The following is a 25,011-nucleotide window of genomic DNA, read 5'->3' on the forward strand; positions in this document are numbered from 1 at the left end:
GTAAGCCCGCCAAAAAAGTTATAAGCTGCCGCTTTACGTATGCGAGGTGGAATGGACCTGATGACCAAAAGTTATGCCGCAGTCTTGCTGGCGCTGGTGTTATCGGCCGGCGGCGCCGATGCCGCCGCGCCGAAAGTCCTGCACGCCTTCCTGAGCACCGGCGAGACCGGACTTGATCCGGCGGTGGCGTCCGACATCGCCAGCCTCAGCTTGCTGGAGAACCTGTTCGACCCGCTGCTGCGCTACGACTACCTGGCCCGCCCCATCAAGCTGCAGCCCAACACGCTGAGCGCCATGCCGACCGTCGAGGACAACGGCCTGAGCTACACCTTCCATCTGCGCCAGGACATCTACTTCACGCCCGACCCGGCGTTCAAGGGCGAGCACCGGCAAGTGACGGCGCAGGATTACGTCTACAGCCTCAAGCGCCTGTACGACCCCACGCTGAAGTCGCCATGGCTGTTCCTGTTGGAGGGCAAGATCGCCGGCGACGAGGCGCTCAAGACCAAATTCAGCTACGACAGCGACATCGCCGGCCTGCAAGCGGTCGACAAGTTCACCTTGCGCATCAAGCTCAACACGGCCGATCCCAACTTCCTGTTTTACCTGGCCACGCCCTCCACCGGCGTGGTCGCGCGCGAGGTGATGGAGGCCTACGGCGCGCAGGCCGGCAACCATCCAATCGGCACCGGTCCCTTCCTGATGGGCCGATGGAAGCACAGCGACCAGATCACGCTGCTGGCCAACCGCGACTTCCGCCCGACGATGTTCCAGGGCCGCCGCCTGCCGCTGCTGGACCAGGTCGACATCAAGATCGTCGAGGAATACCAGTCCCGCGTGCTGGGCTTCCTGAACGGCGAATTCGATTTCCTCGAACAGCTGCCGGAATCGATGAAGGACATGGTGCTGACCGCCGACGCCAAGCCGACCCTGAAGCCGGCGCTGGCCAAACAGGGCATGGTGCTGTCGCCCTTCCCCGTGCTGCAAACTTACTACATGTGGATGAACATGGACGACCCGCTGATCGGCGGCTACAGCAAGGAGAAGCTGGCCCTGCGGCGCGCCATCGCGCTGGGCTACAACAGCGGCGAGGACGTGGCGCTGATGAAGAAGGGCCTGGCGCTGCCGGCCGCCACGCCGCTGCCGCCGAACGTGCTGGGCTACGATCCCGCCTACCGCAGCCCGGTCGCCTACGATCCCGCGCTGGCCAACGCGCTGCTGGAGCGCTACGGCTACCGCAAGGGCGCCGACGGTTTCCGCACCCAGCCCGACGGCAAGCCGTTGACCCTGGTGATGCACAGCGAGTCATCCACCGTGGGCCGCCTGCGCGACGAGCTGTGGCGCAAGAACCTGAACGCCATCGGCCTGAAAGTCACGTTTAAGAGCGACAAGAAAACCGAGATCATCAAAGCCTCGCGCCTGGGCTCGGTGATGATGTTCGAGACCAACTGGGTGGCCGACTTCCCGGACGGCGAGAACTTCTACCAGCTGCTGTACGGCCCCAACAGCGGCCGCGCCAACTATGCGCGCTTCAACCTGCCCGCCTACAACCAGCGCTACGAGCAGAGCCGCACGATGGGCGACTCGCCGCAGCGCACCGCGCTGTACGACGAGATGGCGCAGCTCATCCACGCCTACACGCCGTGGGTGCTGCTGACGCATCCGATTTCCGCCGACCTGCAACAGCCGTGGCTGAAGAACTACCAGCGCCATCCGGTCGAATTCACCAACTGGCGCTATCTGGACGTCGACGCACATACGCCGCGCTGAGTCATGCGTACAATGGCCGCATGAGACTATTCAACCGCAGGGCGCTGCTGCATGTCAGCGCGCACCCGATGGCTTTCCTGGTGCAATGCGTGAAAGGCTTCCGCGCCAATCAAGGCTTGCTGCTGGCGGGCGCGGTCGCCTATTACTCGCTGCTGTCCATCGTGCCGCTGGTGATGCTGGTGGTGGTCGCGCTGTCGCATGTGATCGCGCAGGATGAACTGCTGGCCACGCTGGGCCGCTACCTGAACTGGCTGGTGCCGGGACAGGCCAAGGCCATCGTGACCGAGGTCGGCCATTTCCTGGAACACCGCGACCTGATCGGCTGGGTGCTGGTGGTCAGCATGATTTTCTTCAGCTCGCTGGCGTTCACCGTGCTGGAAAACGCCATGTGCGTGATCTTCAAGCACCGGGTCGAGATACGGCGCCGGCATTTCCTGATCTCGGCGATCATGCCCTACTGCTACATCCTGTCGCTGGGCGTGGGCATGCTGCTGGTGACGCTGGTGGCCGGCAGCCTGCAGGTGCTGGGCGAGGAGAGCGTGCAATTCCTCGGCTACAGCTGGTCGCTGCACGGCGTGTCCGGCGTGCTGCTTTACCTGCTGGGCCTGGGCGGCGAGGTGCTGGTGTTGACCTCGATTTACCTGGTGATGCCGGTGGGCCGGCTGTCGCTGTCGCACGCGCTGATCGGCGGCGTGACGGCCGCGCTGCTGTGGGAACTGGCGCGCCACATCCTGGTTTGGTATTTTTCAACCTTGTCGCAGGTGAACGTGGTGTACGGCTCGATGACCACCGCCATCGTCGTCATGTTCAGCCTGGAGATCGGCGCCACCTTGCTGCTGTTCGGCGCCCAGGTCATCTCCGAATTCGAGCGGGTCGGCCGCCGCCGCCAGCCGGGCGAAGCGGTGCCGATGACCACCCAAGCTACAGAAGTAAAATAATTTGTGCGTCGCACAAAAAACTGTGTTACACTACGTTCGTGGTTGAGGTTGTGAGGGAGGAATCCCGGACAACAGTCCCACATCCAAGTGGAGCGCCGCGATTCGATATGTGTAAGACCGAACCGCAGTTGACGCGAAACCTGGAGTTGTAATTCCGGATACGATGGTCGATTTACACGTTGGAGGCACCACGCAGATAGCATGGGCGTCCGAGACTCTGGAGTCACTTTGCAGATAGCACTGGACTCCGGCATACGATTAAAGCATTGGTAATACATTGGAACAAAGCCCGCTGAGATGCGGGCTTTTTTTTATGGTCGATTCGTTTCGATATTATTTGAAATATCGAATCGTTTACGGTAACATCGGCCGCATGGATACCAAACAAGCTCTGGCGGCCCTGTCGTCGCTGGCCCAGGAAAGCCGCCTGGCCGTGTTCCGGCTGCTCGTGCAGGCTGGGCCGGATGGCATGGCGGCCAGTAAAATCGCGGAACGGCTCGCTATCTCGCCGTCGTCGCTGTCCTTCCACCTGAAGGAGCTGAGCCATGCCGGCATGGTCAGCTCGCGCCAGGATGGCCGCTTCATCATCTACGCGGCCGACGTGGGGGCGATGAACGGCCTGATCGGCTTTCTTACCGAAAACTGCTGCAGCGGCCTGCCCTGCGGCGTCAATGACTGCACCCCATGAATGTTCTTTTTCTTTGTACCGGTAATTCCTGCCGCTCGGTGTTGAGCGAAGGCGTCTTCAACCATTTGGCGCCGACGGGCTGGCGCGCCATCAGCGCCGGCAGCCAGCCTGTGGGCGCGCTACATCCGCGCGCGGTGGCGCTGCTGGCGCGCAAGGGCATTTCCACCGAGGGCTACTACAGCAAATCGTGGAACGACTTGCCGGTCACGCCGGACATCGTCATCACCGTCTGCGGCAGCGCGGCCGGCGAGACTTGCCCAGCCTACCTGGGCCAGGTGCTGCGCGCGCATTGGGGCGTGGACGATCCCAGCCATGTGGTCGGCACCGAGGAGGAAATCGAGGCGGCGTTCGAGCACGCCTACCGCATCATCCGCGCGCGCATCGAGGCCTTCCTGGCCTTGCCGCAGGGCCTGGACAAGCATCAACTCAAACAGGAACTGGACCGCATCGGCGGCCTGAGCGTGTCCTGATGGTGGCCGCCTCCCTGATCTTCCTGGCGACGCTGACCCTGGTCATCTGGCAGCCGCGCGGCCTGGGCATAGGCTGGAGCGCGGTGGCCGGCGCCTGCGTGGCGCTGCTGGCCGGCGTGATCCATGTCGGCGACATCCCCGTGGTGTGGCACATCGTGTGGAACGCCACCGGCACTTTCGTGGCCATCATCGTCATCAGCCTGTTGCTGGACAAGGCCGGCTTCTTCGAATGGGCCGCGCTGCACGTGGCGCGCTGGGGACGCGGCAGCGGCAAGCTGCTGTTCGCGATGTTCGTGCTGCTGGGCGCGGCGGTGTCGGCGCTGTTCGCCAACGACGGCGCGGCGCTGATCCTCACGCCCATCGTCATCGCCATGCTGCGCGAGCTGAAGTTTTCCGGCAAGGCCACGCTGGCCTTCGTGATGGCGGCCGGCTTCGTGGCCGACACGGCCAGCCTGCCGCTGGTGGTGTCCAACCTGGTCAACATCGTCTCGGCCGACTACTTCAACGTCAGCTTCGCGCGCTACGCGGCGGTGATGGTGCCGGTGAACTTTGTCGCCGTGGCCGCCACGCTGGCGGTGCTGCTGTGGTTCTTCCACCGCGACATCCCGGCCGACTACGACCTGGCGCAGGTCAAGCGTCCCGAGGACGCGATCCACGACCGCGCCACCTTCGTCACCGGCTGGTGGGTGCTGGGTCTGCTGTTGATCGGCTTCTTCTGGCTGGAGGACCTGGGCGTGCCGATCAGCGCCACCTCCGCCGTCGGCGCGGCCATGCTGCTGCTGGTGGCGGCGCGCGGGCACCGCATCTCCACGCGCGAGGTGATCGGCAACGCGCCGTGGCAGATCGTGGTCTTCTCGCTGGGCATGTACCTGGTGGTGTACGGCCTGCGCAACGCCGGGCTGACCGACTATCTGACGTCTGCGCTCAACGCCTGCGCGCAGCACGGCGTGTGGGGCGCGGCGATGGGTACCGGCGTCATCACGGCCATCCTGTCGTCGATCATGAACAACCTGCCGACCGTGCTGATCGGCGCGCTGTCGATCGACGCCAGCACCGCGCAGGGCGCGGCGCGCGAGGCCATGGTCTACGCCAACGTGATCGGCAGCGACCTGGGACCGAAGATCACGCCGATCGGCAGCCTGGCCACGCTGCTGTGGCTGCATGTGCTGGAGAACAAAGGCATCAAGATTTCGTGGGGCTATTACTTCCGCGTCGGCATCTGCCTAACCTTGCCGGTGCTGCTGGTGACGTTGGCGGCGCTGGCCCTGCGCCTTAACTGAGGAGTCTGAATGGACCTGCCCAACATCAACCCAGCCCTGCTGGATACGCCGACCTTGGACAAGCTGGCGCCGGTCGGCGACTTCGACCATCCGCCGCGCATCCTGATGCTGTATGGCTCGCTGCGCGAGCGCTCGTTCAGCCGCTTTCTGACGGAGGAAGCCGCGCGCATCCTGGAGCACTTCGGCGCCGAGGTGAAGATCTTCGACCCGACCGAGTTGCCGATGGCGGGCAGCGTGCCGGAAGACCATCCGAAGGTGCAGGAGTTGCGCGCCTTGTCGCTGTGGTCCGAGGGCCAGGTGTGGTGCAGCCCGGAGCGGCACGGCGCGATCACCGCCGTGATGAAGAACCAGATCGACTGGATCCCGCTGGAGCAAGGCGCGCTGCGTCCGAGCCAGGGGCGCACGCTGGCGGTGATGCAGGTGTGCGGCGGATCGCAGTCGTTCAACGTGGTCAACACGCTGCGGTTGCTGGGACGCTGGATGCGTATGTTCACGATCCCCAACCAGTCGTCGGTGCCGATGGCCTACAAGGAATTCGACGACGCCGGCCGCATGCGTCCCTCCGCGTACTACGAGCGCGTGGTGGACGTGATGGAAGAGCTGTTCAAGATGACCCTGCTGCTGCGCGGCAGGACCGACTACCTGACCGACCGCTACAGCGAGCGCAACGAGCGTTCGGTCAAGGCGATCAACCGACAACTTGGGAAGATTTGATGGACCCGCACATCCTGCCAGTGGAACTGGAAAAAGCGTATCGCCTGCTGAACCACGGCCCGACGGTGCTGGTCTCGGCCACGCATGGAGGCACTGCCGACGTGATGGCGGCCGCGTGGTCGTGTGCGCTGGACTTCATGCCGCCGAAGATCACGGTGGTGCTGGATAAGTCGACCGCCACGCGCGGGCTGGTCGAGCAGAGCGGCTATTTCGCGCTCCAGGTGCCGAACATGGCGCAGATCGAGCTGACGCACGCGGTCGGCAGCATGAGCCTGGCCGATGTGCCGGACAAGCTGGCCCGCTGCGGCGTCGAGCTGTTCCATGTGGAAGGCCACGAGACGCCGCTGGTGGCGGGCTGCTCGGGCTGGCTGATCTGCAAGGTGGTGCCGGAGCCGCACAACCAGCAGACCTACGACCTGTTCATCGGCGAGGTGGTGTCGGCCTGGGCAGACAGCCGGGTGTTCCGCAACGGCCACTGGGAATTCGAATCGGCCGGCCCGGAATGGCGCAGCCTGCACTACATCGCCGGCGGCACGTTCTACGCCATCGGCGAACTCGCTAAAGTCAAAACCTAAACTTGCGGTCAATAAACTTGGGGTCAAGTCTGACATTCGGACACGAGCTCTGCCGTAAACGTGCGCTTACGGCAGAGCTCGTGTCCGAATGTCAGACTTGACCCCAAATTGCTTAACCCTAATGTGGGCTTACAGCGCGCGGGCGATCAGCAGTTTCTGGATGTCGCTGGTGCCCTCGTAGATCTGGCAGACGCGCACGTCGCGGTAGATGCGTTCCACCGGGAAGTCGGACACGTAGCCGTAGCCGCCGTGCACCTGGATGGCGTCGGAGCATACCTTCTCCGCCATCTCCGAGGCGAACAGCTTGGCCATCGCCGCTTCCTTCAGGCACGGCAGGCCGGCGTCCTTCATCGAGGCCGCATGGCGGATCAGCTGGCGTGCCGCTTCGATCTGCGTCGCCATGTCCGACAGGCGGAACTGCACCGCCTGGTGCTCGAAGATCGGCTTGCCGAAGCTTTCGCGATCGCGCGCGTAGGCCAGCGCCGCTTCATACGCCGCGCGCGCCATGCCCACCGCCTGCGAAGCGATGCCGATGCGTCCGCCCTCCAGGCCGGACAACGCGATCTTGTAGCCCTGGCCTTCCTCGCCGATCAGATTCTCCGCCGGAATGCGGCAGTTCTCGAACAGGATCTGCGCCGTGTCCGACGAGTGCTGGCCCATCTTCTGCTCCAGCCCCGCCACGATGTAGCCCGGCGCCGAGGTCGGCACCCAGAACGCGCTGATGCCCTTCTTGCCGGCCGCCTTGTCGGTGACCGCCATGACGATCGCCACGTCCGCGTACTTGCCGCTGGTGATGAACTGCTTCACGCCGTTGAGCACGTACTCGTCGCCGTCGCGGGTGGCGGTGGTGCGCAGGGCGGCGGCGTCGCTGCCGGTGTGCGGCTCGGTCAGGCAGAAGGCGCCCAGCATCTCGCCCTGCGCCAGTGGACGCAGCCACTGCTGCTTCTGCTTGTCGTTGGCGTACATCATGGCGATGCTGCACACCGGGCAGTTGTTGACCGAGATGATGGTGGACGTGCCGCCGTCGCCGGCCGCGATCTCCTCCAATACCAGCGCGAGCGACACGTAATCCATGCCGGCGCCGCCCAGCGCCTCCGGCACCGCGACGCCGAACGCGCCCAGCGCCGCCAGCTCCTTCAGCTCCTCTTTCGGGAAGTGGTGTTCCTTGTCCCAGCGGGCCGCGTTGGGCGCCAGGCGCTCCTGCGAGAAAGTGCGCAGGGCGTCGCGTATCATTTCGTGTTCTTCGCTCAGTATCATGTTGTCTCGTTTATCGTTATTGAATCACCAGCCGATGCTTGTGCCATCGTAGTTGCGATACTCCGCCCGGTCGGACGCGGGTAGCGCCGCCAGCGTCGCGCGTATGCCTGCCGCGCTTTGTTCCACCGAGAGGTCGGCCCCGCCGCCGCCCATGTCCGTGCGCACCCAGCCCGGATGCAGGGCCACGCACGTCGCACCCTGCTTGCCGAAGCTCAGCGCGGTATCGATCAGCACCGAGTTCAGCGCCGCCTTGCTGGCGCGGTACAGCGAGCCGCTCGGATTGCTGCGCTCGCTGAGCGAACCCATCTTCGACGACAGCACCGCCAGCTTGCCGCGCACCGCGCACACCATCGGCGCGACGATGGGCAGCAGCCGCATCGCCGCCAGCACGTTGGTGTGCATCACATTGTCGAAGTCCGACTGCAGCGGGAAGCCGTCGTGGCGCGGGCCGTACACGCCGGCGTTGAGGATGGCCACGTTGAGCTCCTCGCCGTCCAGCTTCCAGCCCAGGCCTGCAACGGCCTCGACGTTGGTCACGTCCAGCCCGTGCGCCTCGGCGCCCAGCTCGGCCAGCGCGTCCACGTCCTCCGGCTTGCGCGCGGTGGCGATCACGCGCCAGCCGTCGGCCAGGTACTGGCGCACCAGTTCCAGGCCGATGCCGCGCGAGGCGCCGATGATCAGTGCCGTCGCCATCCGCTTATGCCAGCTCGATGGCCATCGCGGTCGCTTCGCCGCCGCCGATGCACAGCGCCGCCACGCCCTTCTTGCCGCCGGTGCGCTTCAGCGCGCCGATCAGGGTGACGATGATGCGCGCGCCGGATGCGCCGATCGGGTGGCCCAGCGCGCAGGCGCCGCCGTGGATGTTGACCTTGTCGTGCGGGATGTCGAGGTCGCGCATGGCGGCCATCGGCACGGCGGCGAACGCTTCGTTGATCTCGAACAGGTCGACGTCCTTGGTGCCCCAGCCGATTTTCTTGTACAGCTTTTCCACCGCGCCGATCGGTGCGGTGGTGAACAGGTTGGGTTCCTGCGCGAAGGTGGCGTGGCCGTGGATCTTGGCGATGATGGTGGCGCCCAGTTTCTTGGCGGTCGATTCGCGCATCATCACCAGCGCGGCGGCGCCGTCGTTGATCGACGACGACGAGGCGGCGGTGATGGTGCCGTCCTTCTTGAACGCGGCGCGCAGGGTCGGGATCTTGTCGACCTTGGCCTTGAGCGGGCCTTCGTCCTTGTCGATGACGGTGTCGCCGGCGCGGCTGGTCACGGTGACCGGCGCGATTTCCCACTTGAAGTAGCCCTCGCTGGTGGCGACCTGTGCGCGCTTGACCGATTCGATGGCGAAGTTGTCCTGCGCCTCGCGGGTGAACTCGTACTTGGCCGAGCACTCTTCGGCGAAGGTGCCCATCGAGCGGCCTTCGCCGGTTTTCTCGTTGCGCGAGTAGGCGTCTTCCAGGCCGTCGTACATCATGTGGTCGAACAGCATGCCGTGGCCGATGCGGTAGCCGCCGCGCGCCTTCGGCACCAGGTAGGGCGCGTTGGTCATCGATTCCATGCCGCCGGCGATCACCACTTCGGCGCTGCCTGCGACCAGTTGGTCGTGCGCGAAGATCGCGGCCTGCATGGCCGAGCCGCACATTTTGGACAGCGTGACCGCGCCGGTCGAGGTCGGCAGGCCGGCCTTTAACAATGCCTGGCGCGCCGGCGCCTGGCCCTGGCCCGCCATCAGGCAGTTGCCGAAGTAGACGTGCTCGACCAGCTTGCCATCGATGCCGGAGCGTTCGACGGCGGCCTGGATCGCGACGGCGCCCAGGTCGTGCGCGGCCTTGCCGGAGAAGTCGCCCTGGAAGGCGCCCATGGGGGTGCGTGCCGCACCGACGATTACGATAGGATCATTCATTTTCTAAGGTCTCCATAAATGGCGGCTGGATGGCCGCCGGTGGGGTGGTGTGTTGATTGCAAAAACGGATGTGCTGCGGATACGGGAACACGTCTTCCACGTAGCCGTCGAGGATGCGCTGCTTGCGCGCCTGCCACCAGGCTTGCGTCAGCAGCTCGCTGTGGTGCTTCATGAAATACTTGCGGATCTTGGCGTTCCCCAGCAGGAAGCGGCCGAACTGTTCGGGGAAAACGTCGTACTTGCCGATCGGGTACCACGGCTCGGAAGCCATCTCTTCCTCTTCCGTGCGCGCTTGCGGGATCACGCGGAAATTGCAGTCGGTGATGTATTCGATTTCGTCGTAGTCGTAGAACACCACGCGCTGGTGGCGCGTGACGCCGAAGTTCTTGTACAGCATATCGCCGGGGAAGATGTTGGCCGCCACCAGTTCCTTGATAGCGTTGCCGTACTCCAGCACGCCGTGCTCGATCTGCACGTCGTCGTTGTCCTTCTCGGCGTTGGTCAGCCACATGTTGAGCGGCACCATGCGGCGCTCGATGTACAGGTGCTTGATGACGAGCTGGTCGCCCTCCTCCTCCAGCAGCGACGGCACGAAATGCTTGAGCTCGGCGATCAGCTCCTCGCTGAAGCGGTGGCGCGGGAAGGCGACGTTGGAATATTCCAGCGTGTCGGCCATGCGGCCGCCGCGGTCGTGGTGCTTGACCAGCAGGTATTTTTCCTTGATCAGCGCGCGCGTGGTTTCCTTGGGCGCCGGGAAGAAATCCTTGATGACCTTGAACACGTACGGGAACGACGGCAGCGCGAACACCAGCATCACCAGGCCGCGGATGCCGGGCGCGATGTCGAACAGGTCGGACGAGTGCTTCAGGTGCTGCAGGTAGTCGCGGTAGAACAGCGTCTTGCCCTGCTTCTGCAGGCCGAGGATGGTGTAGATCTCGCTGCGCGGCTTGCGCGGCAGCAGCGTGCGCAGGAACTGCACGTAGGCCGACGGCACTTCCATGTCGACCAGGAAGTAGGCGCGCGTGAACGAGAACAGGATGGTGATCTGCTCGTGGTCGAACAGCACGGTGTCGAGTATCAGTTCGCCGTTCTTGTTGTGCAGGATGGGCACGACGAAGGGATATTCCTTGTTGCCGTTGATGCCCTTGCCGACGATGTAGGCCCCCTTGTTGCGGAAGAACAGGCTCGACAGCACATGGATCTGGTGGTTGGGCTCAAGCTTGATGCCGCCGAACAGCGTGCGCAGCCGGCCTTCGATCTGCGCCACGTCACGCGTCAGGTTGGCGAATTTCGTGGCCAGCTGGAAGTTGGTGATGATGCGCTTGAGCGTGTAGTGCAGGCCGTCGGTGCCGGGGTAGTAGACGCGGTAGGTCGGCGCCACTTCCTCGGTTTCGATGTACTCGGTGGAGACCACCGGGCGCACGAAGATGAACTCGTTGTGGAAGTAGCGGCGGTGCAGGATGTTGCAGCAGACCGAGTTGAAGAAGGTCTCGGCCAGCTCGGGCTGCTTGTGGTCGGACAGCATGCCGATGTAGTGCAGCTTGAGTTCGCGCCACACCTCGTCGGTGAGTTCGGCCGGGTCGTACTCGTCCTCCAGCATCTGCACGCATTCCTGCACGCGGCGGTCGTAGAATCCGATGCGTTCGCGCGCGGCCTGCTGCGCCACGCGCCAGGCGCCCTGCTCGAAGTGCTGCTTGGCCTGCTGGCTGGTGAGCCGGAACAGGCGGTAGTGCTTGTCGAAGCCGTCGCGGATGGTGCGCGCGATGTCGAACGCGATCTGCGAGCGCAGCAGTTTGGGGAAAGCAGCCTGGATCATGGACAGTTTTCGCAGTCAGATTATCCGTCGTTCCCGCGAAAGCGGGAACCCATAGTGCGCCGACTCATCCAGCTCAGCATGGATTCCCGCCTGCGCGGGAATGACGCTAACCGGCCATGCTTACTTGGTTTCCGCGAACAGTTCGCGGCCGATCAGCATGCGGCGGATTTCGCTGGTGCCGGCGCCAATCTCATACAACTTGGCGTCGCGCCACAGGCGGCCGACCGGATACTCGTTGATGTAGCCGTTGCCGCCCAGCGTCTGGATCGCCTCGCCGGCCATCCAGGTCGCTTTTTCTGCGCTATACAAAATGGCTCCCGCTGCATCCTTGCGCAACTGGCGGACCGCTTCCGGGGTTTTGGCTCGGTCGCAGGCCTGACCGACGGCGTACACATATGCCTTGCACGCCATCATGGTCGAGTACATGTCCGCAATCTTACCCTGCATCAGCTGGAATTCGCCGATCGGCTGGCCGAATTGCTTGCGGTCGTGGATGTAGGGCACAACAGCATCCATGCAAGCCTGCATGATGCCCAGCGGACCGCCGGACAGCACGGTGCGCTCGAAGTCCAGGCCGGACATCAGCACGTTGACGCCCTTGCCCAGGCCGCCCAGCACGTTCTCGGCCGGCACTTCGCAGTCCTCGAACACCAGCTCGCCGGTGTGCGAGCCGCGCATGCCCAGCTTGTCGAGCTTCTGGGCCACGGAGAAGCCCTTGAAACCTTTTTCGATCAGGAAGGCGGTCATGCCTTTCGGGCCGGCTTCCAGGTCGTTTTTGGCGTAGACCACCAGCACGTCGGCGTCGGGGCCGTTGGTGATCCACATCTTGGTGCCGTTCAGCACCCAGCGGTCGCCCTTGAAGTCGGCGCGCAGCTTCATGCTGACCACGTCGGAGCCGGCGTTCGGCTCGGACATGGCCAAGGCGCCGACGTGTTCGCCGGAGATCAGCTTGGGCAGGTATTTTTGTTTTTGCTCTTCGGTGCCGTTGCGCTTGATCTGGTTGACGCACAGGTTCGAATGGGCGCCGTACGACAGGCCGACCGAGGCCGAGGCGCGCGAGATTTCCTCCATCGCCACGATGTGGGCCAGGTAGCCCATGTTGGCGCCGCCGTATTCCTCGCCGACGGTGATGCCGAGCACGCCCAGCTCGCCCATCTTGCGCCACAGGTCCATCGGGAACTGGTCGTTGCGGTCGATTTCGGCGGCGCGCGGCGCGATTTCGGCGGCGGCGAACTGTTGCACGGCTTCGCGCAGGGCGGCGATGTCTTCGCCGTGGTCAAAGGTCAGGCCTGGGAGATGGAGCATGTCGTCCTCATTCTTGTGTTTTGGTGGAAGCGTCAATAATACGCCGGTGTGACGTTAACGTAAACGTAAAGCAGCGGTGACGGTGGGCCGTCACGCAATCTTGTTATTTTTGTCAGATGGTGGCCGGCCGGGGCTCGCCGATGGCGGCCAGCAGGCGCTTGCATTCGTCCTCGTGGGCGGTGATCTCGGCCAGCGACATTTCGATGTCCTCGCGCTGCTGTTCCAGCGTTTCGCGGTGCTGCGCCAGAACGCCCAGGAAGCGGTTCATCTGGGCGCTGGTATCCTTGGGCGATTCGTACATGTCGACCAGGCTCTTGATTTCCGACAGCGACAGGCCCAGGCGCTTGCCGCGCAGGGTCAGCTTGAGGCGGGTGCGGTCGCGCGGCGTGTAGACGCGGTTGCGGCCGCCGGCGCCTTCGCGGGACGGGCTCAGCAGGCCCTGGTCTTCGTAAAAGCGGATCGCGCGCGCCGTGATGTCGAATTCACGGGCCAGTTCGGTGATGGTGTAGGTGGGCATCTCTAGGTTTGCGGTAAAGTCGTACAATTTCCGTTTACGTCAACGTCAAGCACATTGTAGCGCGCCTGACTTTCCGAAAGAAGAAAATATGAACCCGCTCGAATCGCAACTGGACTACCCGCTGGGCGACACCATCCCGGCCATCGGCGCCGCGCACGAGATCGCGCCGGGCCTGCGCTGGCTGCGCATGCCGCTGCCGTTTGCGCTGGATCATATCAACCTCTGGCTGTTGCGCGACGGCGACGGCTGGAGCGTGGTCGACAGCGGCGTGGCCGGCGACGCCACCCGCGCCGCCTGGGAGTCCATCTTCGAAAGCGGCCTGGACGGCCTGCCGGTGCGGCGGGTGTTCGCCACCCATTGCCATCCCGACCACATCGGCCTGGCCGACTGGCTGTGCCGCCGCTGGGACGCGCCGTTGTGGACCACCACCGGCGAATACGCGTTCGCGCGCATGATGGCGGCCGCGCTGCCCGGCGTGGATGGCCTGGCGGCGCTGCCGCACTTCCAGCGCCACGGCCTGCGCGACCCGGACATGCTGGAAAAGATGAGCGGCCGGAAAAACTACTATCCGACGCTGGTGCCGTCGGTGCCGTCTGCCTACACGCGCATCCAGGACGGCCAGGCGCTGGCGGTCGGCGGGCGGAGCTGGCGGGTGATCACCGGTTTCGGCCATTCCCCCGAACACGCGGCGCTGTACTGCGCGGAATTGAACGTGCTGATTTCCGGCGACATGGTGCTGCCGCGCATTTCCACCAATGTATCGGTTTTCGCCGTCGAGCCGGAAGCCAACTCGCTGACGCTGTATTTAGAATCATTAAGCAAGTTTGTTGACTTGCCGAATGATGTATTGGTGCTGCCCTCGCACGGCAAACCGTTCCGCGGACTGCACACCCGCATCGCCCAATTGCGCCAGCACCACGTCGAGCGGCTGGCCGAAGTGGTGGACGCCTGCCGCGATTGGCAGTCGGCGGCCGACATCGTGCCGCTGATGTTCAAACGGCCGCTGGACGCCCACCAGCTGAGCTTTGCGCTGGGCGAGGCGCTGGCCCATCTGCACAATTTGTGGCACGACGGTATCGTGCGCCGTCAAACAGGGGCGGACGGCATCATACGCTTCCGCGTCGCGTAGCGTCGAAAGTCTGGCCGTAAACTAGCAGTAGTGTTATTGTAATAACTTCACTATTTCCGCTGGAAACGGCTCCGAGGCTCAGGCCTATTTCGCAGCGGGAAACCGAATAAAGTTCGGCGCCTGTTTTTGCGGGCGCTTGCACTTACAGAGGATAAAGTGTTAATTATAAAATCCCATCACGTCACAATCAGATCTTAAAAACAAGAGACTGACTTTCATGACGCAACGTGAAATAGTGCAATTATGAATTCTTCCAATGAACGCGAAAGCTTTAGCCAGCGCTTGCAACAGGCTCTCAAGAACGCCCACTACTCCCCCGACAGTCCAACCAGGTTGGCGCGGGAATTCAACATCCGCTTCGATGGCCGGCCCATCACCGTCCACGCCGCCCGCAAATGGCTGGTAGGCGAGGCGATTCCGACCCAGGAAAAGCTGCGCATGATCGCGCAATGGCTGGGCGTGCCGGCCGAATGGCTGCGCTTTGGCGGTGCCGAGGCGGACGCGCCGGCTGGCGACGGCGGCAACGGCCTGTCGCGCTTCGAGTCGGCCGACGTCAAGTTGATCGCGGATTTGCAACGCCTGGACGAGCATCATCGCCAGATCGCACGCGAATTTATACGCATGTTGGTGCGTGTCAACTACCAAAAGTAGTCATTTTATGTACTACTACGGAGTTATTTTTACCGTTTGTGGCTGAAGACTGGACTGTTTCCGTGTGAAACTAGTTTCACGGGAAAGCAAGTTTTTGTTCGGAATGGGCGTCCCCAAGGGGGCGCCTTTTTTATTTTGAGGGGCTTTACGAATTGTCATAGTTTCGACACGGTTTTGAGGCACAATAGGCAATCAGCGCCGCTGAGCCGCAGCATTTACTTCGGGAGCCTAGCTTTTGAGCCGTCTTATGAAAAGTAACTACAGCAACGTCGCGCAGCTAAAAGATTTGATGACCGTCCCCCCGATGACCGCCGCCCAGCACGCCGAGGTGATGCGCAAGCGTATCGCCCATCGCCGCATGGTCGAGGAAGCACGGGATCTGAAGAAGGCCAGCGGATCGCAGTTCGACAAACGCTAGCGTGGCACGGGCAGGTTAGTTTGGTTCGCTGGCGGGCTTCATGCCGTTCCAGCGCGGGGCCAGCGCATGCTCGATGCTGAACAAATCCAGCACCCGGCCCACGGTGTGGTCGACCATCTCCGCGATGCTTTGCGGGTTGTGGTAAAAGCTGGGCAGCGGCGGGAAGATGATCCCGCCCATTTCCGTCACCGCCGTCATATTGCGCAAGTGCGCCAGGTTGAACGGCGTTTCCCTCACCATCAGCACCAGCCGGCGGCGCTCCTTGAGCACCACGTCGGCCGCGCGCGCGACCAGGTTGTCCGACAGGCCGTGCGCCACCGACGCCAGCGTCTTCATCGAGCACGGCGCGATGATCATCCCATCCGATTGGAAAGAACCGCTGGCGATGGCCGCGCCGACGTCGCGCACCTTGTGCACCACGTGGGCCAGCGCCTCGACCTCGCGCCGCTGCAAGCCGGTTTCCTGGTGCAGCGTGAGGACCGCCGCGTCCGAGACGATCAAATGCGTCTCCACGCCTGCGGTGTGTTGCAACTGTTGCAGCAGACGCACGCCATACACCGCGCCGGTGGCGCCGGTGATGGCGATAATGATCCGCCGCGGACGATCAGGCATCCAGCAAAGCCTTCAGCTCACCCGACTCGAACATTTCGTTCATGATGTCCGAACCGCCGATGAATTCGCCCTTGATGTACAGCTGGGGAATGGTTGGCCAGTTCGAGTAATCCTTGATGCCCTGGCGGACTTCAGGATCTTCCAGCACGTTCACGGTTGCAATGTTCTCAACGCCGCAAGCTTTCAGGATCTGGATGGCGCGGCCGGAAAAGCCGCATTGCGGGAACTGGGCGGTGCCCTTCATGAACAGCACCACAGGGGTGGCGGTCACGGTTTCTTTGATCCAGGTTTGTACGTCGCTCATAGCTGCCTCAGTGAAAAGATGTAATTAGATGCCGTCATTTTATAAGAAATGCGGCCGCCGCGTGCTTGACAAGCCGAAAATCATTGGTAGTATAGCGTTTATCGATATATCGACTATCGATATACCGTTTAACGATACAGAGGAGCGGGATGGACGATATCCAATACTCGAAGTATCTGCCGCTGTCCGAGGCCACGTTCTACGTGATGCTGGCGCTGAACGAGCCCTTGCACGGCTACGCCATCATGCAGAAGGTGGAAATCATGAGCGGCGGCAGCGTCACCCTGGGGCCGGGCACCTTGTACGGCGTGTTCGGCACGCTGGAAAAGCAGGCGTTGATCGTCAAGGTGGCGGAAGAGGAACGGCGCAAGGTGTATGCGCTGACGGAGTTGGGACGCAAGGTGCTGGCCGAGCAGGTGCGCCGGCTGGAAATCATGGTTGGCAACGCCCATGCGTTGCTGCGAGCCGCTTAGGGAGGCAGTGTGGAAAACGGTACCGTAGTGCGGAAGTTCAAGTTGTGGTTTGTCTGGCAGGACGAGAAACACGAACAATGGCTGCAGCGGATGGCGGCCCAGGGCTTGCATTTACGTGACACCAACTGCATCGGCCTGCATACCTTTGTGCGCGGCGCACCTGCGGATGTGGCCTACCGGTGGGACGTGGGCCGCCAGCGGCGCGACCCGGAATACATGCAGCTGTTCCAGGACGCGGGCTGGGAATACGTGGCGTCGACGATGGGCTGGCATTGCTGGCGCAAGACCCGCAAGGCTGGCGCGGTGATGGAAATCTTTACCGACAATGCGGGCCGGATACGCAAGTACCGGACTGTGCTCCGGCTGCTGGCGCTGGCCATGGTGGCGCAGGTGCCGTCGATATGGATCAACTTCCGGAACTCGCGCGAACTGCTGGCACGGAAGGCGGACATCGCCGCCTTCCCCGCCGCCACAGCGTGGCTGAACGTTGCCGTGCTGTTGCTGCTGCTTTATGCGATCGCCAGAATCGGCGGCCGCGTCCGCAACCTGAAGCGCGCTTAACCCCGCAGCTTGGCGAAGGCGGCCGCCATGCTGCCGCCGATCGGCTCGGACTTGGCGGCTTGCTTCTGGTGCTGGCCCATGCTCTTGCGGTCGTTGCGGTCGCCGCGCTGCTGCGGCTGCGAACCGGCTTGCGGCGCGCTGTCGGTCAGGCGCATGGTCAGGGCGATGCGCTTGCGCTTCTCGTCCACCTCCAGCACCTTGACCTTGACCACCTGCCCGGCCTTGACCACCGTGTGCGGATCCTTGACGAAGGTGTTCGACAAGGCCGAGATGTGCACCAGGCCGTCCTGGTGCACGCCGATGTCGACAAACGCGCCGAACGCGGCCACGTTGGTGACCACGCCTTCCAGGATCATGTCCGGGCGCAGGTCGCGGATCTCTTCCACGCCTTCCTTGAAGGTGGCGGTGGTGAACTCGGGGCGCGGATCGCGGCCCGGCTTCTCCAGCTCCTTCAGGATGTCGGAAATGGTCGGCACGCCGAACTTGTCGTCGGCGTACTTGGCCGGATTGAGCGTCTTGATCAGCGCGGTTTCGCCGATCACGGCCTTGATGTCCTTCTTGATGTCGCCGAGGATCTTCTCCACCAGCGGATACGATTCCGGGTGCACCGCCGAGGCGTCCAGCGGGTTCTCGCCGCCCATCACGCGCAGGAAGCCGGCCGCCTGCTCGAAGGTCTTGTCGCCCAGGCGCGGCACCGACTTGAGCGCCGCGCGCGAGGTGAACGCGCCCTTGACGTCGCGGTAGGCCACGATGGCCTGCGCCACCGAGGCCGACAGCCCCGACACGCGCGCCAGCAGCGGCGCCGAGGCGGTGTTGACGTCCACGCCGACCGCGTTCACGCAATCCTCGACCACCGCGTCCAGCGAGCGGGCCAGCTGGGTTTGCGAGACGTCGTGCTGGTACTGGCCGACGCCGATCGATTTCGGATCGATCTTGACCAGCTCGGCCAGTGGATCCTGCAGGCGGCGGGCGATCGACACCGCGCCGCGCAGCGACACGTCCATGTCCGGCAGTTCGCGCGAGGCGAATTCCGACGCCGAATACACCGACGCGCCCGCCTCCGAGACGACGATCTTGCTCATTTTTTGCTCAGGGAAGCGCTTGATCAGGTCCTGCGCCAGCTTGTCGGTTTCGCGCGAGGCGGTGCCGTTGCCGATCGAAATCAGGGAGACGTTGTGCTTGGCCGCCAGCTTGCCCAAGGTGTGCAGCGAGCCTTCCCAGTCGTTTTTCGGCTGGTGCGGGTAGATCACGGCGGTGTCGACCACCTTGCCGGTGGCGTCCACCACCGCCACCTTGACGCCGGTGCGCAGGCCCGGGTCCAGGCCCATGGTGGCGCGCTGGCCGGCCGGCGCGGCCAGCAGCAGCGCCTTCAGGTTGGTGGCGAAGACGTTGATCGCGTCCTGCTCGGAGCGCTCGCGCAGCGCGCCCATCAGCTCGGTTTCCAGGTGCATGAAGCTCTTCACGCGCCAGGTCCAGCGGGCCGTGTCGCCCAGCCACTTGTCGGCCGGACGGCCCTGGTTTTTGATGCCGAAACGGGCGGCGATGCGGCCTTCGCACGGATTGTGCGGCGCGTCCCACTTCGGTTTCTCGGCCTCGGTGTCGAGCCGCAGCGTGACGTCGAGGATGCCTTCGCGGCGGCCGCGCAGCAGGGCCAGCGCGCGGTGCGACGGCACGGTGGCGATGGTTTCGGAATAATCGAAGTAATCGGCGAACTTTTCGCCCTCGTCTTGCTTTCCTTCAATAACCTTGGATTCCACGATGCCATGCTCTTGCACATATTCGCGCAGGGATTGCAGCAGGGTGGCGTCTTCGGCAAAGCGTTCCATCAGGATCTGGCGGGCGCCGTCCAGCGCCGCCTTGATATCGGCCACGCCCGGATTGTTGCCCTCGGCGGTGGTGAAGGCGTCGCGCAGGTACTTGTTGGCTTCCATTTCCGGGTTCAGTTCCGGATTGGCCAGCAGGCCGTCGGCCAGCGGCGCCAGGCCCGCTTCGATGGCGATTTGCGCCTTGGTGCGGCGTTTTTGCTTGTAGGGCAGGTATAAGTCTTCAAGACGGGTCTTGTCTTCTGCATGCATGACTGCATCTAACAGTTCGGGCGTCATTTTATTCTGCTCGGTGATCGATGCCACGATGGCGGCGCGGCGGTCTTCCAGCTCGCGCAGGTAGCGCAGCCGCTCTTCGAGCAGACGCAATTGAATGTCGTCCAGGCCGCCGGTGGCTTCTTTCCGGTAGCGGGCGATGAAGGGCACCGTGGCGCCTTCGTCCAGCAGGGCGATGGCGGCGGCGACCTGCACCGGTTTGCAAGTCAGTTCCAGGGCAAGACGTTGTTCGATTGAAGGCAACATGTGGGCGATTCCTAAGCAGTCAAGCCCGGAATGATACGCAATCGGCGCGAATGCGCCAGTCTTGACAGTCCAAACGGACTGTGGGCGGCCGAAGTAACACGTTTATCTGCGGGTTTTTGAAGAATCCGCAAACACGAAGGCGTGTATGGCGGATAATATCGCCTGTTGCCGTTTTTGAACCATGCTGACCAACAATGCGACCTATGGATTTTACCCGCGACGACGCCACCGATGTCCCAGCTGCCCCGGCAGCCCCCGTACGCCCTGCGCCGCCCGCGAATCAATTGTCGTACGCCGTAGCCACCTGGCTGCAGCGTGTGGATGCCGCAGCGCATCCAAAAGCCAAACTGAACGCGCCGCCGGTCGATAACGATCCCAAGCAGCAGACCCAATACAAGCTGATCTACGTGATGGCGCCCACCAGCGGCGGCCGCCATGTGGCGCTGTGCCTGTACAAGGCGCGGCTGCGCTCGAACGGCGACGTCGCCGCGGCCAGCCCGGTGAGCGAGATATTTTCGCTGCTGTCGGCTCCGCCGAGCTTCCTCGCGGCCGGCGACGAGGACTTGATCCGTTTCTTTGTTGCAATGCGCAGCGGACAGAATTCCCAGACCGGCTCCGCCACCGAGCCGCGCGGCAAGATCGGCGCGGCCCTGCTCAACATGCTGGCCGAACAGGATAAGTTGCTTTGGGCAAACTCCTGGGCCGATGTCGGCAACGGCCTGGTCTACCCGCTCAAGGGCGGCGTGATGCGCGAAGCCAACCTGGCCTGGCGCGAGGAAGGCAAAGGGCTGAGGCTGGGCTGGCAGGTGCAGGCGCCGCCGAACGCCAAGCATGTCGGCGCCGACCAGGTCGACTACATGCTGCCGACCGATCCGCCGTGGTACATCGACAACCTTTCCTGCGGCGTGCTGCAGCTGAACCAGGGCGGCGCGGCGATCCCGCTGGCCGACCTGCAGGCGCTGGTGGCGCAAGCCCCGCTGCTGACCAACAACGACAAGATGCGCGTGTCGCAACTGCTGCTGGCCCACGGCCTGCAACAGCTGATGCCGCTGCCGCAGCCGCTGCCGCAGCGGGTGCGCGACGACGTCAAGCCGCGCCCGGTGCTGACGCTGGACGCGGCCATGCTGGCCGACGGCTCGCTGCAGCGCTGGCACGACTTCGCCGTGCTGTCCTTCGACTACGACGGCGAGCGCGTCTCCTTCGACCCGTCGCAGCGCGTGGTGCGCCAGAAGGGCGAAGTGACCGAAATCATCCAGCGCGACAGCGCCGCCGAGGAGCTGGCCCTGTCGTTGCTGACCGAGCGCCACTTCCACCCGCCGGTCACCCTGCCGCTGAGCAGCGTCAAGGGCGGCCTGTTGCTGCCGAGCCAGGCCGAATGGATACGCTTCGCCCGCGACGGTATCGACGCGCTCAAGCAAGCCGGCTGGAAGGTCGAGAAAACCGTCAAGTACCGCTACGACGTCAGCGACGTCGGCGACTGGTACGCCGATGTGGTGGAAGATCCGGCCGACGGCGGCCACGCCTGGTTCGAGCTGGAACTGGGCATCATGGTCGAGCAGGACCGCGTGCCGCTGCTGCCGGTGCTGGTGCAGATGATCCGCAGCGCGCCGAACGACTTCAATCCGAAAACCATCGCCCAGCACGGCGACGAGGACCAGATGCTGGCCGTGCTGCCCGACGGTAGCCGTGTCGCGCTGCCGTGGGGGCGCGTCAAGCCCATCCTCAACACGCTGGGCGAGCTGTACTTCAACGACAAGATCAAGACCTCGCTGCGCATGGCCACGCTGGACGCAGCGCGCCTGGACGACCTGGCCCGCAACGTCGAGCTCAACTGGACCGGCGGCGCCGAGCTGCGCGAAATGGGCGCGCGCCTGAACCAGTTCGGCGCCGTCAAGCGCATCGCCACGCCGGCCGGCCTGCAGGCCACGCTGCGCGACTACCAGACCGACGGCTTGTCGTGGATGCAGTTCCTGCGCGAGTACGGCTTCGCCGGCATCCTGGCCGATGACATGGGCCTGGGCAAGACCGTGCAGACGCTGGCCCACATCCTGGTCGAGAAGGAGGCCGGCCGCCTGACCGCGCCGGCGCTGGTGATCGCGCCGACCAGCCTGATGGGCAACTGGCAGGAGGAGGCGGCCCGTTTCGCGCCCGGCCTGCGCGTGCTGCTGTTGCAAGGCAAGGACCGCATGGGCCAGTTCGACCAGATCGAGGAGGCCGACCTGGTGCTGACCACCTACGCGCTGCTGCCGCGCGACGAGGAAAAACTGCGCGAGCACGATTTCCACTTGGTCATCCTGGACGAATCGCACTACATCAAGAACACCCGCAGCAAGGCCGCGCAGAGCGCCGGCCTGCTGCGCGCGCGCCATCGGCTGTGCCTGTCCGGCACGCCGCTGGAAAACCACCTGGGCGAGCTGTGGTCGCAATTCCACTTCCTGCTGCCGGGCCTGCTCGGCGACGAGAAGGGTTTCAACACCGTGTTCCGCCACCCGATCGAGCGCCAGGACGACCCGTTGCGGCGTGCGCTGCTGAACCGCCGCATCAAGCCCTTCCTGCTGCGCCGGACCAAGGACAACGTGGCCAAGGAACTGCCGCCGAAGACCGAGATGGTGCGCAAGGTCGAGCTGACCGGCGCCCAGCGCGACCTGTACGAGACGGTGCGCCTGGCCATGGACCAGAAGGTGCGCGAGGAGATCGACCGCAAGGGCGTGGCGCGCAGCCAGATCGTGATCCTGGAGGCGCTGCTGAAGCTGCGCCAGGTGTGTTGCGATCCGCGCCTGGTCAAGTCGCTGCCGTCGAAGAAGCAGACGGCCGGCTCGGCCAAGCTGATCGACCTGATGCAGATGGTCGAGGATTTGCTGGAGGAAAACCGCAAGATCCTGGTGTTCTCGCAGTTCACCAGCATGCTGGAGCTGATCGAGGAGGAACTGGAAGCGCGCGATATCCCGTATGCCTTGCTGACCGGCGAGACCAAGGACCGCAGCGCCCAAGTGGCGGCGTTCCAGCAGGGCGCGGTGCCGATCTTCCTGATCAGCCTGAAGGCAGGCGGCGTCGGCCTGAACCTGACGGCGGCCGACACCGTGATCCACTACGATCCGTGGTGGAATCCGGCGGCGGAAAACCAGGCCACCGACCGCGCCTGGCGTATCGGCCAGGACAAGCCGGTGTTCGTCTACAAGCTGATCGCCAAGGGCACGCTGGAGGAAAAAATCCAGCTGCTGCAGCAGAAGAAATCCGATTTGGCGCAATCCATCCTGGCCGAAGGCGAGTCGCAGAAAATGGCGCTCACCCAGGAAGATTTGCAGCAGATCTTCGCCCCGCTGGCGGAATAAGTGGCCACCGTCGCCGAACTGCAAGCGGCGCTGCGCCAGTCGCAGGAGGAAGCGGAGCGCTACCGCCTGCTGCTCCAGCATAGCGGCGAGGTCAGCTGGATGGCCGACTGCGCCAGCCTGCGCTTGACCTGGCTCAGCCCCGCCGCCGGGCGCCAGTTCGGCTACACGCTGGAGTCGGCGCAGACGCTGGCCGCCGGCCTGTTGCAGCAACTGCCGGCCCGGCTGGCGCGCCACGCCAACGGCGACCCGAGCCGCGTTCGCCTGCTGCGCGAAACCGAGTTGCCCCACGCGGACGGCCGCATGCTGCCGGTGGAAATCGAATCGACGCTGATCCTCGACGAGCAAGGCGCCGCCGTCTCGGTGGTGGGCGTGGTGCGCGACCTGAGCGCGCGCCGCGAGCTGGCGGCGCAGCAAAAGAAGTTCGCGTCCATGCTGTCGCACGAATTCCGCACGCCGCTGTCGACCATCGACGGCGCCGTGCAGCGCCTGGAAATGACCGGCGCCCATCACGACGAAGGCACGCGCAAGCGCTACCGCAAGATCCAGACCGCCGTCGACCGCATGCTGGCCATGCTGGACGAGTACCTGTCGCCCGAGCGCATGGCCAGCATCGGCCGCGAGCGCCAGCCGAATGAAATCTCGCCCGCCACGCTGCTGGAATCGGTGGCCGAACAGGCGCGCCGCCGGCGCGACGCGGTCAGCGTGCGTACCGATGCGCTGCCGCAATGGATGCGCTGCGACCCGGCCGGTGTGCGCTTATGCCTGGAAATCTTGGTGGACAATGCAATAAAGTACACGAGCGCCAATACTCCGATAGAATTGATAGGCAAAATGGCAAGCGAGGGTGGTGTCGAGTTCCTTGTGCGCGATCACGGGGCCGGCGTGCCGGCGGCCGAACTGGCGCATGTGTTCGACAAATCCTTCCGCGGCAGCAACGCTGTCGGCGTGGCCGGATCCGGCTTGGGCCTGTACATGGCGCGCGCGGTGGTGGATGTTCACGGCGGCACGCTGACGGCAACAAATGTTTCTGAAAGCGGCGCGGAATTTCGGATTTGGTTGCCGGTTGGGGCCGCTGCCGGGAAAAGCCTTGCGTGGTCGGGTGGCAGCAGTGATAATTCCTTGGACGCAAGCTGAAGCAGCAAGGCAGGACTGAGCACCGTTGCTCAATAATCGATCGAATGGCGCATCAATGACGCAAATACTCATCGTGGAAGACAATCTGGACTATGCCGAGGAAATGGCAGAGTTTTTGACTGAGCTTGAACACGAAGTGCACATCACCAACAACGCCAGCGAAATGTGGTCCGCCCTCAGCCAGGGCAATGTCGGCGTGGTGGTGCTCGATCTGGGTCTGCCGGACGAAGACGGTTTCAATGTGATACCCAGGATGCGCCAGCTGTACCCGCAGATCGGCCTGCTGGTGCTGACCGGCCGGGTCGCTTTCGACAACCGCATCCTCGGCCTGCGCCTGGGCGCCGACCACTACCTGACCAAGCCGATCAAATTCCCGGAACTGGCAGCCCACATCGAGGCGCTGGACCGCCGCGTCGGCCCGCAGGAAACCGTCCCCGCGCCCAGCAAGTGGACGCTGCGCGTCAGCGCCCGCCAGCTGGAGCTGCAAGGCATGGCCATCACGCTGACCGAGAAAGAATGCAATTTCCTTCATTTGCTGACGATTAACACCCGTCCCGTGCCGCGCCAGGTCATCGTGGCCGGCATCGGCGGCGACGATCCCGACGCCGGACGCCGGGTCGACATGCTGGTGTATCGTTTACGCAAAAAAGCCCGCACCGGCCTTGGCCAGGACTTGCCCCTGCGCAGCGCCTATGGCGAGGGCTACAGCCTCTCCGCCAGCTTCAACTTATCTTGAGTCAAACTCAATAGTATTTCTGTACTGTGGAAATCTGTGAGTTTCCTAAGTGCAGCTTTGTCGTAGCATGAATTTTCCACGTATAAAAA

At 63.9% G+C, this 25,011-nt stretch carries 24 protein-coding genes; 15 read left to right on the top strand and 9 right to left on the bottom strand.

Annotated elements, in window-relative coordinates; genetic code table 11:
• Positions 1-60: 60 nt before the first annotated feature.
• From HUX88_RS13025 to HUX88_RS13055, 7 genes are all read left to right on the top strand, one after another.
• Positions 61-1,770: an ABC transporter substrate-binding protein gene (locus HUX88_RS13025; protein WP_229219329.1), complete on the top strand. Its 1,710-nt coding sequence runs from the start codon at positions 61-63 to the stop codon at positions 1,768-1,770.
• 20 nt (positions 1,771-1,790) lie between these two features.
• Positions 1,791-2,708 carry a YihY/virulence factor BrkB family protein gene (locus HUX88_RS13030; protein WP_176362051.1) on the top strand — a complete coding sequence of 306 codons (918 nt, stop codon included), beginning with the start codon at positions 1,791-1,793 and terminating at the stop codon, positions 2,706-2,708.
• A gap of 373 nt (positions 2,709-3,081) precedes the next feature.
• On the top strand, positions 3,082-3,396 hold the full coding sequence (locus tag HUX88_RS13035; protein ID WP_117012232.1) for a helix-turn-helix transcriptional regulator: 315 nt from the start codon (positions 3,082-3,084) through the stop codon (positions 3,394-3,396).
• Positions 3,393-3,866, top strand: a complete 474-nt coding sequence (locus tag HUX88_RS13040; protein ID WP_176362052.1) for an arsenate reductase ArsC — start codon at positions 3,393-3,395, stop codon at positions 3,864-3,866. Before HUX88_RS13035 ends, HUX88_RS13040 begins: the two co-directional genes overlap by 4 nt.
• Positions 3,866-5,146 carry an arsenic transporter gene (locus HUX88_RS13045; RefSeq protein ID WP_117012230.1) on the top strand — a complete coding sequence of 427 codons (1,281 nt, stop codon included), beginning with the start codon at positions 3,866-3,868 and terminating at the stop codon, positions 5,144-5,146. The genes HUX88_RS13040 and HUX88_RS13045 overlap by 1 nt, the downstream gene beginning before the upstream one ends.
• Before the next feature lie 9 nt (positions 5,147-5,155).
• A complete protein-coding gene (gene arsH, locus HUX88_RS13050; protein WP_117012229.1) occupies positions 5,156-5,860 on the top strand; it encodes an arsenical resistance protein ArsH in 705 nt (234 codons plus the stop codon).
• A complete protein-coding gene (locus HUX88_RS13055; protein ID WP_176362053.1) occupies positions 5,860-6,435 on the top strand; it encodes a flavin reductase family protein in 576 nt (191 codons plus the stop codon). The genes arsH and HUX88_RS13055 overlap by 1 nt, the downstream gene beginning before the upstream one ends.
• A gap of 129 nt (positions 6,436-6,564) precedes the next feature.
• On the opposite strand, the gene HUX88_RS13060 is transcribed toward HUX88_RS13055, so the two are convergent.
• The 6 genes from HUX88_RS13060 to HUX88_RS13085 form a co-directional block, all read right to left on the bottom strand.
• Positions 6,565-7,692 (bottom strand): acyl-CoA dehydrogenase family protein, encoded by a 1,128-nt coding sequence (locus HUX88_RS13060; protein WP_176362054.1) that lies wholly within the window; start codon positions 7,690-7,692, stop codon positions 6,565-6,567.
• 24 nt (positions 7,693-7,716) lie between these two features.
• A complete protein-coding gene (locus HUX88_RS13065) occupies positions 7,717-8,385 on the bottom strand; it encodes an SDR family oxidoreductase (protein WP_176362055.1) in 669 nt (222 codons plus the stop codon).
• A gap of 4 nt (positions 8,386-8,389) precedes the next feature.
• A complete protein-coding gene (locus HUX88_RS13070; RefSeq protein ID WP_117012225.1) occupies positions 8,390-9,589 on the bottom strand; it encodes an acetyl-CoA C-acyltransferase in 1,200 nt (399 codons plus the stop codon).
• Entirely contained in the window at positions 9,582-11,405 is a 1,824-nt protein-coding gene (gene aceK / locus HUX88_RS13075; RefSeq protein WP_176362056.1) for a bifunctional isocitrate dehydrogenase kinase/phosphatase, read from the bottom strand. The genes HUX88_RS13070 and aceK overlap by 8 nt, the downstream gene beginning before the upstream one ends.
• Before the next feature lie 120 nt (positions 11,406-11,525).
• Complete coding sequence (locus HUX88_RS13080) at positions 11,526-12,710, bottom strand: isovaleryl-CoA dehydrogenase (RefSeq protein ID WP_117012223.1); 1,185 nt, start codon at positions 12,708-12,710, stop codon at positions 11,526-11,528.
• A 112-nt stretch (positions 12,711-12,822) separates the two neighbouring features.
• Entirely contained in the window at positions 12,823-13,227 is a 405-nt protein-coding gene (locus tag HUX88_RS13085) for a MerR family DNA-binding transcriptional regulator (protein ID WP_117012222.1), read from the bottom strand.
• Positions 13,228-13,315: 88 nt separating this feature from the next.
• Here HUX88_RS13085 and HUX88_RS13090 point away from each other — a divergent pair, with 88 nt between their 5' ends.
• The 3 genes from HUX88_RS13090 to HUX88_RS13100 all read left to right on the top strand — a co-directional run bounded on the left by HUX88_RS13090 (position 13,316) and on the right by HUX88_RS13100 (position 15,425).
• Positions 13,316-14,356 carry an MBL fold metallo-hydrolase gene (locus HUX88_RS13090; protein WP_117012221.1) on the top strand — a complete coding sequence of 347 codons (1,041 nt, stop codon included), beginning with the start codon at positions 13,316-13,318 and terminating at the stop codon, positions 14,354-14,356.
• Positions 14,357-14,599: 243 nt separating this feature from the next.
• A complete protein-coding gene (locus HUX88_RS13095; RefSeq protein WP_028819584.1) occupies positions 14,600-15,007 on the top strand; it encodes a hypothetical protein in 408 nt (135 codons plus the stop codon).
• A 247-nt stretch (positions 15,008-15,254) separates the two neighbouring features.
• Positions 15,255-15,425, top strand: coding sequence for a hypothetical protein (locus HUX88_RS13100; RefSeq protein WP_020703835.1), 171 nt, complete (start codon positions 15,255-15,257; stop codon positions 15,423-15,425).
• A 15-nt stretch (positions 15,426-15,440) separates the two neighbouring features.
• Here HUX88_RS13100 and HUX88_RS13105 read toward each other — a convergent pair whose 3' ends face one another.
• Together HUX88_RS13105 and grxD are read right to left on the bottom strand one after the other, a co-directional pair.
• Complete coding sequence (locus tag HUX88_RS13105) at positions 15,441-16,037, bottom strand: UbiX family flavin prenyltransferase (RefSeq protein WP_176362057.1); 597 nt, start codon at positions 16,035-16,037, stop codon at positions 15,441-15,443.
• Entirely contained in the window at positions 16,030-16,341 is a 312-nt protein-coding gene (gene grxD / locus HUX88_RS13110; protein WP_028819582.1) for a Grx4 family monothiol glutaredoxin, read from the bottom strand. The genes HUX88_RS13105 and grxD overlap by 8 nt, the downstream gene beginning before the upstream one ends.
• A 149-nt stretch (positions 16,342-16,490) precedes the next feature.
• Here grxD and HUX88_RS13115 point away from each other — a divergent pair, with 149 nt between their 5' ends.
• Positions 16,491-16,814 carry a PadR family transcriptional regulator gene (locus HUX88_RS13115; protein ID WP_176362058.1) on the top strand — a complete coding sequence of 108 codons (324 nt, stop codon included), beginning with the start codon at positions 16,491-16,493 and terminating at the stop codon, positions 16,812-16,814.
• Positions 16,815-16,823: 9 nt separating this feature from the next.
• Entirely contained in the window at positions 16,824-17,375 is a 552-nt protein-coding gene (locus HUX88_RS13120; RefSeq protein ID WP_147330373.1) for a DUF2812 domain-containing protein, read from the top strand.
• Here HUX88_RS13120 and HUX88_RS13125 read toward each other — a convergent pair.
• A complete protein-coding gene (locus HUX88_RS13125; protein WP_176362059.1) occupies positions 17,372-19,720 on the bottom strand; it encodes a Tex family protein in 2,349 nt (782 codons plus the stop codon). The two genes, HUX88_RS13120 and HUX88_RS13125, sit on opposite strands and share 4 nt — an antisense overlap.
• Before the next feature lie 203 nt (positions 19,721-19,923).
• On the opposite strand from HUX88_RS13125, the gene HUX88_RS13130 reads away from it, so the two are divergent.
• Genes HUX88_RS13130 through HUX88_RS13140 form a run of 3 tightly spaced genes read left to right on the top strand, consistent with a single transcriptional unit; the run spans position 19,924 to position 24,922 of the window.
• Entirely contained in the window at positions 19,924-23,052 is a 3,129-nt protein-coding gene (locus HUX88_RS13130) for a DEAD/DEAH box helicase (RefSeq protein WP_117012216.1), read from the top strand.
• Positions 23,053-24,186 (top strand): ATP-binding protein, encoded by a 1,134-nt coding sequence (locus HUX88_RS13135; protein WP_176362060.1) that lies wholly within the window; start codon positions 23,053-23,055, stop codon positions 24,184-24,186.
• 55 nt (positions 24,187-24,241) lie between these two features.
• Positions 24,242-24,922, top strand: coding sequence for a response regulator transcription factor (locus HUX88_RS13140; RefSeq protein ID WP_117012214.1), 681 nt, complete (start codon positions 24,242-24,244; stop codon positions 24,920-24,922).
• Positions 24,923-25,011 lie beyond the last annotated feature (89 nt).

The sequence above is a fragment of the Duganella sp. BJB1802 genome (assembly GCF_013369445.1).
GTDB classification, from domain to species: domain Bacteria; phylum Pseudomonadota; class Gammaproteobacteria; order Burkholderiales; family Burkholderiaceae_D; genus Rugamonas; species Rugamonas vulcania_A.